Annotated in this window: 9 protein-coding genes; 6 read left to right on the forward strand and 3 right to left on the reverse strand. The window is 72.7% G+C overall.

The genetic code is table 11. The annotated features are described in order from the left end of the window. Positions 1-239: 239 nt before the first annotated feature. The 4 genes from ACWCYY_RS09645 to ACWCYY_RS09660 all read left to right on the forward strand — a co-directional run bounded on the left by ACWCYY_RS09645 (position 240) and on the right by ACWCYY_RS09660 (position 6,954). Positions 240-1,178 carry an amino acid ABC transporter permease gene (locus ACWCYY_RS09645; protein WP_449795601.1) on the forward strand — a complete coding sequence of 313 codons (939 nt, stop codon included), beginning with the start codon at positions 240-242 and terminating at the stop codon, positions 1,176-1,178. Continuing rightward, on the forward strand, positions 1,175-3,055 hold the full coding sequence (locus tag ACWCYY_RS09650) for an FAD/NAD(P)-binding protein (RefSeq protein ID WP_449795602.1): 1,881 nt from the start codon (positions 1,175-1,177) through the stop codon (positions 3,053-3,055). Before ACWCYY_RS09645 ends, ACWCYY_RS09650 begins: the two co-directional genes overlap by 4 nt. A gap of 227 nt (positions 3,056-3,282) precedes the next feature. Then, positions 3,283-5,565, forward strand: a complete 2,283-nt coding sequence (locus tag ACWCYY_RS09655; RefSeq protein ID WP_345290063.1) for an FdhF/YdeP family oxidoreductase — start codon at positions 3,283-3,285, stop codon at positions 5,563-5,565. Positions 5,566-5,664: 99 nt separating this feature from the next. After that, positions 5,665-6,954 (forward strand): ion channel protein, encoded by a 1,290-nt coding sequence (locus ACWCYY_RS09660; RefSeq protein WP_380150125.1) that lies wholly within the window; start codon positions 5,665-5,667, stop codon positions 6,952-6,954. Here ACWCYY_RS09660 and ACWCYY_RS09665 read toward each other — a convergent pair. Continuing rightward, positions 6,944-8,515: an NlpC/P60 family protein gene (locus ACWCYY_RS09665; RefSeq protein WP_449795603.1), complete on the reverse strand. Its 1,572-nt coding sequence runs from the start codon at positions 8,513-8,515 to the stop codon at positions 6,944-6,946. The genes ACWCYY_RS09660 and ACWCYY_RS09665 overlap by 11 nt on opposite strands. 359 nt (positions 8,516-8,874) lie before the next feature. Between ACWCYY_RS09665 and ACWCYY_RS09670 the strand changes: the two genes are divergently transcribed. Then, on the forward strand, positions 8,875-10,038 hold the full coding sequence (locus tag ACWCYY_RS09670; protein WP_449795604.1) for an anion permease: 1,164 nt from the start codon (positions 8,875-8,877) through the stop codon (positions 10,036-10,038). A 19-nt stretch (positions 10,039-10,057) separates the two neighbouring features. Continuing rightward, the gene (locus ACWCYY_RS09675) at positions 10,058-10,297 is read left to right on the forward strand and encodes a hypothetical protein (RefSeq protein ID WP_380150126.1); all 240 of its coding nucleotides are present in this window, start codon (positions 10,058-10,060) and stop codon (positions 10,295-10,297) included. A 69-nt stretch (positions 10,298-10,366) separates the two neighbouring features. On the opposite strand, the gene ACWCYY_RS09680 is transcribed toward ACWCYY_RS09675, so the two are convergent. Then, positions 10,367-11,896, reverse strand: coding sequence for an MDR family MFS transporter (locus tag ACWCYY_RS09680; RefSeq protein WP_449795605.1), 1,530 nt, complete (start codon positions 11,894-11,896; stop codon positions 10,367-10,369). 137 nt (positions 11,897-12,033) lie between these two features. Next, positions 12,034-12,507, reverse strand: a complete 474-nt coding sequence (locus ACWCYY_RS09685; RefSeq protein ID WP_345290057.1) for a MarR family winged helix-turn-helix transcriptional regulator — start codon at positions 12,505-12,507, stop codon at positions 12,034-12,036. Positions 12,508-12,556: the final 49 nt, after the last annotated feature.

Here is a 12,556-nt window from a genome sequence, read left to right on the forward strand (position 1 = left end):
TGGAGGCTTCGGACGACCCCTGGGGGCGGCTCCGGTGGTTCGAGTGGAACAGCGGGCCTCACGGGGCGTCAACTGCCCTGGGATTCCTTCATGTTCTGTTATCAGCCGGGTCACAGCAGGCAACGTCGGGCCGCTCGGGACGGCCTTGACAGGGGAACGGGTCGGCTGCCTACGATCGGGAACCGGACGCGTTGAGGGGCGCGGCCGGGCGCGGTGGCCCGCCGATCCGGAGCCGCCCCATGACCGTTGTCCTCACCCCTCCGACCGACACCGCCGCCCCACTGGCCGACGACCCGCCGATCGTGCCCCGGCGCCGCCCGGGCCGGTGGGCCGCCTCGGCCCTGGCCCTGCTGGTACTCGCCCTGGTGCTGAACTCGGTGCTGCGCAACCGGGCCTTCCAGTGGGACGTGGTGGCCCAGTACTTCACCACCACCGCGATCGCCCAGGGCCTGCTGCTCACCCTCTGGCTGACCGCCGCCGTGATGGTGCTCGGCTTCGCCCTCGGCACCCTGCTGGCGGTGCTCCGACTGACCGACAACCCACTGCTGCGCAGCTTGAGTTGGGGCTTCGTCTGGATCTTCCGCTCCACCCCGCTGCTGGTCCAGCTGCTGTTCTGGTTCAACATCGGCGCGCTCTACCCGACGGTGGGCCTGGGCCTGCCGTTCGGCCCGGAGTTCTTCACGGTGAAGACGGTCAACCTGTTCGGCCCCACCCTCACCGCCGTGATCGGCCTCACCCTGCACGAGGCGGCCTACGCCGCCGAGGTGGTCCGCGGCGGCATCCTCTCGGTCGACCACGGCCAGTTGGAGGCCGCCCAGGCGCTCGGCCTCGGCCGGGCCCGGGTGCTGCGCCGGATCGTCGTCCCGCAGGCCATGCGCTCCATCGTGCCGACCGCCGGGAACATGCTGATCGGCACCCTCAAGGGCACCAGCATCGTCTCGGTGCTGGCGGTCCAGGACCTGCTCTACTCGGCCCAGTTGATCTACAACCAGACCTACCAGGTGATCCCGCTGCTGCTGGTCGCCACCCTCTGGTACGTCGCGGTGACCAGCCTGCTCTCGGTCGGCCAGTACTACCTGGAGCGGTACTACGCGCGCGGCAGCAGCCGGGGCGGACTGCCACCGACGCCGCTCCAGCGGCTGCGGGCCCTGGCGACCCGGGCGGGGGCACGGGCATGAGCACCCTGGTGATCGTCGGCGCCGGGCCCCGGACCACCGGTCTGCTGGAGCGGATCGCCGCCAACGCGGACGGACTGCTGCCCCCGGACCACCCCCTGGACATCCACCTGGTCGACCCGCACCCGGCCGGCCCGGGCCGGATCTGGCGCGACGCGCAGTCCTCGCTGCTGCGGATGAACTCGATGGCCGAGGACGTCACCCTGTTCACCGACGAGCGCTCGGTGATCGACGGGCCGGTCCGGCCCGGGCCCTCGCTGGCCGAATGGGCCCCGCGCCAGGAGGAGTTCGCCCCGTACCAGCCGGTCGCCTCGGCGGCGGTGGAGGCCGAACTCCGCACCCTGGCGCCCACCGACTTCCCGACCCGCCGGGCCCAGAGCGCCTACCTGGACTGGGCGCTCCGCCGCGCCCTCGCCGAGCTGCCCCCACAGGTCACGGTCACCATCCACCGGGACACCGTGCTCTCCGTCACCGGCCCGGCCGACGGCCCCCAGCTGGTCGAGCTCTCCGACCGGGTGCTGACCGCCGACCAGGTGGTGCTCGCCCTCGGCCACCTGGCCGCCGAACCCGACCCCCGGCACGCCCGCTTCGCCGCCTTCGCCGACCGCCACGGCCTCTTCCACCTGCCGCCCGCCTTCACCGCCGACACCGACCTCAGCGGCCTCGCCCCCGGCGAGCACACCCTGGTCCGGGGCTTCGGCCTGGCCTTCGTCGACCTGCTGGTCCTGCTCACCGAGGGCCGGGGCGGGCGCTACGAGGAGCGCCCGGACGGGCGGCTGCGCTACCTGCCGTCCGGCGCCGAGCCGGTGCTGCACGTCGGCTCGCGGCGCGGCGTCCCGTACCACTCCAAGACCGGCTACCGGCTCAAGGGGCCGCCCGCCCCGCTCCCCCGGTACTTCGACGGGGCGGCGGTGGACGGGCTGCTCGCGCTGCCCGGCGAGCTCCAACTGCGGCGGGACGTCTGGCCGTTGATGGCGAAGGAGATCGGCTTCGGGCACTACCACGAGCTCTTCCACGCCCATCCCTCGCGGGTCGCCCTGGAGTGGCCGGACTTCCTCGCCGAGTACGACCGACTGGACTGGTACGACGCCGAGTTGGCGGAGCTGGTGGCCCAGGCCGTCCCGGACCCGGCGGACCGGCTGGACTTCGAACGGCTGGACCGGCCGCTGGCGGGGCGGGAGTTCACCCCGGAGGAGTTCCAGGCGCACCTGCTGGCGTACGTCGAGGCGGACGCCGACCGCCGGGCCGACCCCGCGCACAGCGCCGACCTCGGCGCGTTCCTCGCCCTGCTCTCGCTCTTCGGCCAACTGCCCCGGCTGGTCGCCTCCGGCCGGCTGACGGACCGTTCGACGGCCGAGGAGCTGGAGGGGTGGTGGTTCGGCTTCTTCAGCTTCCTCGCCTCCGGGCCGCCCGGGTTCCGGCTGCGGGAGCTGGTGGCACTGGCCGAGGCGGGGGTGGTCCGCTTCCTCGGCGGCGAGCTGTCCGTCTCCACCGACGAACGGCGCGGCACCTTCACCGCGACCAGCCCCACCGTCCCCGGCCACCTGGTGCACGGCACCGCCCTGATCGAGTCCTACCTCCCCGAGCACACCCTGGACCGCTCCACCGACCCCGTCCTGCGCGGCCTCCTCTCCACCGGAGCCGCCACCACCCAACCCGCCACCGGCCTGCTCCTGGTCGACCCCGCCGACGCCCGCATCCTCTCCCCCGACGGCACCCCCCACCCCCGCCGCACCGCCCTCGGCCCCTTCACCACCGCTCGCACCCACACCGCCTTCGCCCGCCCCCGCACCAACGCACCGGGCTTCCGCCAGAACGACGCGGTCGCCCGCCGACTGCTGACCGAACTGTCGACGCGACGTCCGGTTGCGGCCACCTAGCGACGCGACGTCCAGCTGCAGCGACCTGGGGGCGCGAGGAACTGCGCGCTTCGGAAGGCGGCCCACCTGCAACTCATGCACCGTCAGCCAGTTGCACGTGCTGCCGTTCCCCAGCGCGCAGTTCCTCGCGCCCCTGCGGGGCGCAACCACCCGCGCCCCCGGTGTCTCCGAATTCGTCCACACCTACGATGGGAGGCGGACAGGTCCGTACGAGGAAGTAGGACGTCATGGCGAAGCAGCCGCCGCAGGTCGACCCCGCGCAGGACCGGGCGAAGGTCACCGATCCGAAGCACGCGGCGGCGGGCCTCCCCGCCGTCGGGCACAGCCTGCGGATGGCCGCCGAGCAGATGAGCCCCAAGCGGGTGCTGGCCACCCTGACCAAGGTGAACCAGCCCGACGGCTTCGACTGCCCCGGATGCGCCTGGCCGGAGCCCGGCAAGACCCACACCGCCGAGTTCTGCGAGAACGGGGCCAAGGCCGTGGCCGAGGAGGCCACCGAGCGCCGGATCACCTCCGCGTTCTTCGCGGAGCACTCCGTCGCCGAGCTGGCCGAGCGCTCCGGCTACTGGCTCGGCCAGCAGGGCCGCCTCACCCAGCCGATGCTGCTGGACGAGGGCGCGACCCACTACGCGCCCGTCTCCTGGGAGCGCGCCTTCGCCATCGTCGCCGAGGAGTTGAAGCAGCTCGCCTCCCCCGACGAGGCCGCGTTCTACACCTCCGGCCGGACCAGCAACGAGGCCGCGTTCCTCTACCAGCTGTTCGCCCGCCGCCTGGGCACCAACAACCTGCCCGACTGCTCCAACATGTGCCACGAGTCCTCCGGCTCGGCCCTGGTGGAGACGCTCGGCGTCGGCAAGGGCAGCGTCAGCCTCAAGGACCTCTACCAGGCCGACCTGATCATCGTGGCGGGCCAGAACCCGGGCACCAACCACCCGCGGATGCTCTCCGCCCTGGAGCGGGCCAAGCGGGCCGGCGCCACGATCGTCAGCGTCAACCCGCTCCCCGAGGCCGGGCTGGAGCGCTTCAAGAACCCGCAGAACGCCCGCGGCCTGGCCGGCCACGGCACCAAGCTCACCGACCTGTTCCTGCAGATCCGCCTCGGCGGCGACCTCGCGCTCTTCCGGGCGCTCAACCAGATGATCCTGGCCGCCCCGGACGGCGTGGACCGCGCCTTCGTCGAGGAGCACTGCCACGGCTTCGAGGAGTTCGCCGCCGAGACCGCGGCCACCACCCGGGCGGAGGTGCTGGCCGCCACCGGGCTGCCCTGGGAGCAGATCCGGCAGCTGGCCGAGCTGACCCTGTCCTCCCGCAAGGTGATCGTCTGCTGGGCGATGGGCCTGACCCAGCACCGGCACGCGGTGCCGACCATCCGGGAGGTCGTCAACTTCCTGCTGCTGCGCGGCAACGTCGGCAAGCCGGGCGCCGGCGTCTGCCCGGTCCGCGGACACAGCAACGTGCAGGGCGACCGCACCATGGGCATCTTCGAGCGACCCGCCCCGGCCTTCCTGGACGCGCTGGAGAAGGAGTTCGGCTTCGCCCCGCCGCGCGAGCACGGCCTGGACTCGGTGGACACCATCCGCGGCATGCGGGACGGCAAGGTCAAGGTCTTCTTCGCGATGGGCGGCAACTTCGTCGCGGCCACCCCGGACACCGAGGTGACCGAGGCGGCGATGCGCCGCTGCACGCTCACCGTGCACGTCTCCACCAAGCTCAACCGCTCGCACGTGGTGACCGGCGCCCGGGCGCTGATCCTGCCCACCCTGGGCCGCACCGACCGGGACTGGACGGCGGCCGGCGCCCAGTTCGTCAGCGTCGAGGACTCGATGGGCATGGTGCACTCCTCGCGCGGCGGCCTGCGCCCGCCCTCGGACGAGCTGCTCTCCGAGCCGGCCATCGTCTGCCGACTGGCCCGGGCGGTCTTCGGCGAGCAGGACGAGCTGCCCTGGGAGCGCTTCGCCGAGGACTACGACACCGTCCGGGACCGGATCTCCCGGGTGGTACCGGGCTTCGACGACTACAACGCCAAGGTCCGCGCGCCCGGCGGCTTCGCCCTGCCGCACGGCCCCCGGGACAGCCGGACCTTCCCCACCCTCACCGGGAAGGCCAACTTCACCGTCAACCCGCTGACCGCCCCGGTGGTCCCCGAGGGCCGGCTGCTGCTCCAGACCCTGCGCTCGCACGACCAGTACAACACCACGATCTACGGCCTGGACGACCGCTACCGGGGCATCTCGGGCGGCCGCCGGGTGGTCCTGGTGAACCCGGAGGACGCGGCCGCGCTGGGTCTGGCCGAGGGCTCGTACACCGACCTGGTGAGCGAGTGGCGGGACGGTTCCGAGCGGCGGGCCCCGCACTTCCAGGTGGTGCACTACCCGGTGGCCCGGGGCGGGGCGGCGGCGTACTACCCGGAGACCAACGTGCTGGTGCCGCTGGACTCCACCGCCGAGATCAGCAACACGCCGACCTCCAAGGCCGTGGTGATCCGCTTCGAGCCGGACAGCGGGCTCTGATCTCCTCCCCCTGACGGCGCGACACCTCCGGTCAAGTGAGCCAATATGTCGGATTTGCACCTAATCTGACACCAGCTCACCCGATCCGGAGGTCCCGCCGTGCCCGACACCGACCAGCCCGAGAGCGCCGCCGGCCGGGAGCTGACCGAGGGTCCGCCCACCCCGGCCGCCAAGCTGGTCCCGCTGATCGGCCCGGCGATCCTGACCGGCATCGGCTCCTCGCTCGTCCTGCTGGCGATCAGCGAGGTCGCCGAGCGCCTGGACCACCTGCTCTGGGACGTCATCCCGGGCGGCATCGGCATCGGCGACTTCACCCCCTGGTGGATCATCGTGGTGCTGACGGTGACCGGCGCCGCCGTCGGCCTGGTGGTCTGGAAGGCGCCCGGCCACGCCGGGCCGGACCCGGCCACCACCGGCCTGGTCGACCCGCCGGTATCCCCGCTGATCCTGCCCGGACTGACGGTGGCCACCATCCTGGCCCTGGCGGGCGGGGTGAGCCTCGGGCCGGAGAACCCGATCACGATGATCAACATCGCGCTCGCCTGGTGGATCGGCCACCGGTTCCTGCCCTCCACCGGCCCCGCGCTCTGGGTCTCGCTGGCCGCGGCCGGCACCATCGGCGCACTCTTCGGCACCCCGTTGGCCGCAGCCCTGATCCTCTCCGAACTGCCCGGCCCGGGCGCGCTCTGGGACCGGCTGTTCGCCCCGCTGATCGCCGCCGTCACCGGCTCGATGACCACGCTGCTGATCGTCGGCCAGGAGTTCGTCATCAAGATCCCCGGCTACCCCGGCGCCCGGATCGCCGACGTCGGCTGGTCCCTGGTGATCGGCGCGCTCGGCGCCGCCTTCGGCCTGGCCGCCGTCTACGCCTTCCCGCTGGTGCACCGGACCTTCCGTCAGATCCCGCACCCGGTGGCGATGCTGACGGTCGGCGGCCTGGTGCTCGGCGCGCTCGGCGCGCTGGGCGGCCACCTCACCCTGTTCAAGGGGCTGGACGAGGCCAAGGAGCTGGCGCTGGAGTACGCCGACTACAGCTTCGGCGCGCTCCTGGGCATGGCCGTGGTCAAGCTGGTCGCCCTGGTGATCGCCGCCTCCTGCGGCTTCCGGGGAGGCCGGATCTTCCCCGCCGTGTTCGCCGCCGTGGCGCTCGGCTTCGCGTTCAGCGCGCTCTTCGACTCCGTGCCACCCGCGCTCTCGGTGACCTGCGCGGTGCTCGGGGTCCTGATGGCCGTCACCCGGCAGGGCTGGATGAGCCTGTTCACGGCGGCGGTGCTGGTGCCGGACACCGCCCTGCTGCCGATGCTCTGCGTCGCCGCCCTGCCGGCCTGGCTGCTGGTCACCGGCCGCCCGGAGATGCAGCTCCCGGAGGAGGAGCCGGTCACGGCGTAGCGGTGCCCCCCGCGGCGCTCTGCGAGCCGGAGGCGGAGGCCGAGGCGGACCGGCCCGCCCCCGAGGCGTCCGCCGACGGGGTGCCCGGGGCCGAGGCGTCCGCCGAGGGGCTGGCGGAGCCCGAACCGGACGGGGTGCCCGAGCCCGACGGCGAGCCCGAACCCGACGGGGTGCCCGAGGGCGAGGCCGACGGAGTACCCGAACCGGAGGGCGAGCCGGAGCCGGACGGAGTGCCCGAACCGGACGGCGAACCGGAGCCCGAGGGGGTGCCGGTGGCCGGCGGCTGGGTGGTGCCCGAGCCGGTGCCGGGCTGCTGCGGGGTGACCGGGACGGGCGGCAGGTTCTCCTGCTTTGTCGGCTGGATCGGCGTCACGCCGTCCGCGCCCTTGGGGATGTCCGGCACCTTCCAGGCGCCGCCCTGGTCGTCCGGGGCGGACTCCGGGTCGGGGCGGACGGCACCGAGGATCGGCATCGCGCCGACCGGCGAGACCTTGATCACCGCGCCGGTGCGCGGGGCCTGCACGATCAGGCCGCCGCCGATGTACATCCCGATGTGGGTGGCGCCGCCGTAGTAGACCACCAGGTCGCCCGGCCGCATCTGGTTGAGCGGCACCTTGGCCAGCTCGGCCCACTGGTCCTGGCTGACCCGGGGGATCCGCACCCCGGCGGCCAGCCAGGCCTGCGAGGTGAGGCCCGAGCAGTCGAACTTGTCCGGGCCGGTGCCGCCCCAGAGGTAGTCCTTGCCGAGCTGGGCCAGCGCGAACGCGACCGCCTTCCGCCCGGCCTGGGAGGGGGTGCGCTCGCCCTTGCCGAGCGCACCGGAGGCCAGGAAGGCCAGCTGGGCCTCGTCGGCCCGGGTCTTCTCCAGCTGCTCCAGCTCGGTGCGCTGGGCGCCGGTCAGCGAGCTGACCATCTGTTCGACCTCGGCGAGGCGCTTGGCCACGTCGGCCTTGGCCGCCTCCTGCTGGGTGAGCAGCGCCTGGGCCTGGGCCAGCGAGGCCTCGGCCAGCTGCTGGAGCACCGTCAGCGAGGCCCGGTCGGCCTTCAGCTTGTCCAGGAACTCGCTCTGCGAGCGGCCGGCCGCGGCCAGCAGCTCGGCCAGCACGACGGCCTCGTACGGGTCCTTGGCGAGCAGCAGCTCGGCCATCTCGGAGGCGTTGCCGTTGCGGTACTGGGCGGCGGCGAGCAGCGAGGCCAGGTCGCCGCCGGCCTCCACGGCCGCCTGCTGCGAGGTCTGACGGCTCTTCAGGTCGGCCACCACGGCCTGCTGCTCGGCGAGCTTGGCGACCGTGCCGTTGTACTGCTCGGTGGCGGCCTCGGCCTCGCGGTAGAGCTCGTGCAGCCGGTCCAGCATCGGGCCCAGGGTGGCCTTGGCGGCGGCCAGCGGGTCCTGGCCCGGGGAGACGGTGAAGGAGGGCGCCGGCGGCGGGGTGGGCGCGGCGAAGGCCGTCCCGGCCGAGGTCAGCGCGAGTGCGGCGACCGCCAGCACCGCGCCGCAGCGCAGGGCGGCGCGCACCCAGGGCCGCACGCCGTTGTCCGTGGTCCGCACCCCAGCGTGCATCTGCCCGCCCTCCCCGTAGTCCCAGCCGTCGGCCGGGCCCCTCAGCCTGGCAATCGCCCCCGATCCTGCCACGCCGCCCGCCCGGCCAGACAGGGGGTTACCGGACGGTTCGGTGAATTCTCAGCGTGATCTCACCCGGGATGTGAGACACCTCTCAACAAACCCTGACCAGACCGGACCAATCCGGACAGAACCGCTGATCAGTGGCCTGATCTCCACCCTTCCACGGCCTGACCGCAACCCCCCGGACACCTTCGGAACCACGACTCCGCGCCCAGTTCACCTTCCGTTCACCATCCACTCCTACGGTCGCCCGTGACACCAGCGTCAGTACGACAACTACGACGATTGTTTGGGTTATGGAACACATCACGTTCCTGGTGGCCGTTGTGATCATCACGGCGCTCGCCTTCGACTTCACCAACGGCTTCCACGACACCGCCAACGCGATGGCCACCTCCATCGCCACGGGAGCCCTCCGTCCGAAGGTCGCCGTCACCATCGCGGCCGTCCTCAACTTCGCCGGGGCCTTCCTCTCGGTGAAGGTCGCCACCACCATCTCCGGTGGCATCGTGAACGAGAAGGCGGGCATCCAACCGTCGATCATCTTCGCGGCCCTGGTCGGCGCGATCCTGTGGAACCTCCTGACCTGGCTCAAGGGCCTGCCGTCCAGCTCCTCGCACGCCCTGTACGGCGGCCTGATCGGCGCCACCGTGGTCGGTGTCGGCCTCAACGGCGTCAACTTCGGCACCGTGGTCTCCAAGATCCTGATCCCGGCCGTGGCCTCCCCGATCGTGGCCGGCCTGGCCGCCTGGGGCGCCACCAAGCTCGCCTACCGGATCACCCGCGGCGGCAAGGCCAAGAGCACCGAGAAGGGCTTCAAGGCCGGGCAGATCGCCTCCGCCTCGCTGGTCTCGCTGGCCCACGGCACCAACGACGCGCAGAAGACCATGGGCATCATCACCCTGACCCTGGTCTCCGCCGGCGCGCTGCCCAAGGGCGCGCTGCCCCCCACCTGGGTCATCGTCTCGGCCGGTGCGGCCATCGCGATCGGCACCTACATGGGCGGCTGGCGCATCATCCGCTCGATGGGCAAGGGCCTGACCGACATCCAGGCGCCGCAGGGCTTCGCCGCCGAGACCGCCGCCACCACGGTCATCCTGACCTCCACCCACATGGGCTACGGGCTCTCCACCACCCAGGTCTGCTCCGGCGGCATCATGGGCGCCGGCCTCGGCGGCCCGAAGGCCGAGGTCAACTGGGGCATGGCCCGTCGCATGGTCTACACCTGGGGCCTGACCCTGCCGGCCGCCGCCGCGGTCGGCGGCGTGGCCGCCTTCCTGGCGGACCAGGGCACCTGGGGCGTCCTGCTGGTCGGCGCGGCCCTGGTGGTCGGCTCCGGCGCGATGTACCTGATCTCCCGCCGCCAGCCGGTGCACGCCGGCAACGTCAACGACGTCACCCCGGTCGAGGTCCCCGTGACCCAGCCCAGCACCCCCGCCGCGACCACCGTCGCCGCCTGAGTCCGGAAGGGACCGAACCATGAGCATGAGCATCAAGTGGGCCGCCCTGGCCGAGACCGCCGGCATCAGCTTCGCGGTCACCGTGGCCACCGTGCTGGTCTTCTCCCTGGGCATCGTGGCGCTCTCCCGCCGCGAGGCCGCCCTGGAGTCCGGCGCGGCCGGCTCCGGCAAGGGCACCGTGGCGCTGGGCGCCGCCGGCCTCTGCTTCGCGGCCTGCGCCTCGGTGGTCGGCTACGGCCTCTACCTGATCGCGGGCTAGCCGCCAGGAACAGCACGAAGCCCCCGGGTCCGTCCGCCAACGGACCCGGGGGCTTCGTCGTACGCTCCGTCAGTTCCGGGCGGGCTCGGGGGCGGCGGCCCCGGCCGGGGCGTCCTGCTGGGTGGTGCGCAGCGGGACCTCACGGATCATCAGCACCACCAGGAAGGCCAGCAGGGCGAACGGCGCCGCGATCAGGAAGACGGTGGCCACGCCGCGGCCGAAGGCGTCGGTGACCATCGGGACCACCTGGGCGGGCAGCGCCTTGAGGTCCGGGATGCCGCCGCCGGTCGCCCCGGCCGGCAGGTGGGCGGCGGCCAGGCTCTCGTTCAGGTGCTTCGACACCTGGTGGGAGAGCAGCGCGCCGAGCGCGGAGACGCCCATCGCGCCGCCCATGGTGCGGAAGAAGGTGACGGTGGAGCTGGCGGTGCCGAGCTCGTGCCGGGGCACGGTGTTCTGCACGGCGAGCACCAGGTTCTGCATGGTCAGGCCGAGACCGACGCCGGTCACCGCCATCCCGACCGCCAGCAGCCCGTACGGGCTGTCGTCCCGGACGGTGCCGAGCAGCGCGAAGCCGAGGGTGAGCAGGCCCGCCCCGGCCACCAGGTAGGCCTTCCAGCGGCCGTAACGGGTGATCAGCTTGCCCGCCACCGTGGAGGACACGGCCAGGCCGAGGATCATCGGCAGGGTGAGCAGCCCGGCCATGGTCGGGGACTCCTTCCGGGCCAGCTGGAAGTACTGGCTGAGGAAGGTGGTGGCGCCGTACATCCCGATGCCGACCAGCACGCTGGCGATCGAGGCCAGCGTGACGGTGCGGTGCCGGAACAGGTCCAGCGGCACGATCGGCTCGGCGGCCCGGCTCTCCGCCCACACGAACAGCCCGGCCAGCACCAGCCCGCCGCCGACCATGGCGGCGGTCTGCCAGGAGAGCCAGGGGTAGCTGTCCCCGGCCAGCGTGATCCAGATCATCAGGAGGCTGACCGCGCCGGTGATCAGCACCGCACCGAGGTAGTCGATCTTGGCCTCGCGCTTCACCACGGGCAGCCGCAGGGTGCGCTGCAGCACCACGATGGCGATCAGCGAGAACGGGATGCCCAGGTAGAAGCACCAGCGCCAGCCGAGCCAGTCGGTGTCCACGATCACGCCGCCGATCAGCGGGCCGCCGATGGTGGCCAGCGCGAAGACGGCGCCGAAGTAACCGCTGTACCGGCCGCGCTCGCGCGGCGGCACCATGGCGGCCAGGCAGATCTGGGCCAGTGCGGTGACGCCGCCGGCGCCGATGCCCTGGAGCACCCGGCAGGCGATCAGCTGGCCGGTGTTCTGGGAGAGCCCGGCCAGCGCCGAGGAGACGATGTAGATCACCAGCGCGGCCTGCACCAGCTTCTTGGGGCTGACCAGGTCGGAGAGCTTGCCCCAGATCGGGGTGGCGGCGGTGAGCGAGAGCAGCGCGCCGGTGACCACCCAGGTGTAGGCGGTCTGGCCGCCGTGCAGGTCGTGCAGGATGTGCGGCAGGGCGTTGGCCACCACCGTGGAGGAGAGCACCGCCACGAACAGGCCGAGCAGGAGCCCGGAGAGGGCTTCCAGTACCTGACGGTGGCTCATGGGGGCAGGGTCGGAAGCTGTGCTCATGGGGGTCCTTAGGCCTGAGATTCGTTGCCTCGGGCAACCATAGGACGCGATGGTTGTGTCAGGCAACCAACGACGGCGATTCCCGGCCACCGCCGGGGCAGTACGTCAGGTCAGCCGAGCTTGGGCTCGCCCAGGGCGTCGTTCAGGCGGCCGAGCAGGGCGCCCAGCTGGGCCAGGTCCTCGGGCTCCCAGCCGTCCAGCATCAGCCGGAAGCGGTCCAGCCGGCCGCTGCGGGCGGCCAGGTAGCGGGCGGCGCCGTCCTCGGTGAGCGAGACCAGCGAGGAGCGCCGGTCCAGCGGATCGGTCTCCCGGGTGACCAGGCCGAGCTCCTCCAGCACCTTCACCTGGCGGCTGATGGTCGGCTTGCCGACCCCGAAGTGCAGTCCGATGTCGGTCAGCCGGACCTGCCCGGACTCCAGCACGAAGCCGAGCATGCTGTAGGCGACCCCCTCCAGCGCCGGGTGCACCTGGCGGGACATCTCCGCCGCCCGGGCCCGGCCGCGCCGGAACAGCACGGCGATCTCGCGCTCCACGGCGACCAACGCCGCCTCCGCCGCCACCCCGTCAGCCGTACTCGCTCCCATGGCAGCAGTATCCCGCAGTCGCGCCTCCCCCCGAACGGCAACTGTTTCA

The sequence above is a fragment of the Kitasatospora sp. NPDC001664 genome (assembly GCF_053596675.1).

Coding starts and splice junctions, on each gene's coding strand:
- ACWCYY_RS09645 (WP_449795601.1), top strand. CDS start 240: ATGACCGTTGTCCTCACCCCTCCGACCGACACCGCCGCCCCACTGGCC.
- ACWCYY_RS09650 (WP_449795602.1), top strand. CDS start 1,175: ATGAGCACCCTGGTGATCGTCGGCGCCGGGCCCCGGACCACCGGTCTG.
- ACWCYY_RS09655 (WP_345290063.1), top strand. CDS start 3,283: ATGGCGAAGCAGCCGCCGCAGGTCGACCCCGCGCAGGACCGGGCGAAG.
- ACWCYY_RS09665 (WP_449795603.1), bottom strand. CDS start 8,515: ATGCACGCTGGGGTGCGGACCACGGACAACGGCGTGCGGCCCTGGGTG.
- ACWCYY_RS09670 (WP_449795604.1), top strand. CDS start 8,875: ATGGAACACATCACGTTCCTGGTGGCCGTTGTGATCATCACGGCGCTC.
- ACWCYY_RS09675 (WP_380150126.1), top strand. CDS start 10,058: ATGAGCATGAGCATCAAGTGGGCCGCCCTGGCCGAGACCGCCGGCATC.
- ACWCYY_RS09680 (WP_449795605.1), bottom strand. CDS start 11,896: ATGAGCCACCGTCAGGTACTGGAAGCCCTCTCCGGGCTCCTGCTCGGC.
- ACWCYY_RS09685 (WP_345290057.1), bottom strand. CDS start 12,507: ATGGGAGCGAGTACGGCTGACGGGGTGGCGGCGGAGGCGGCGTTGGTC.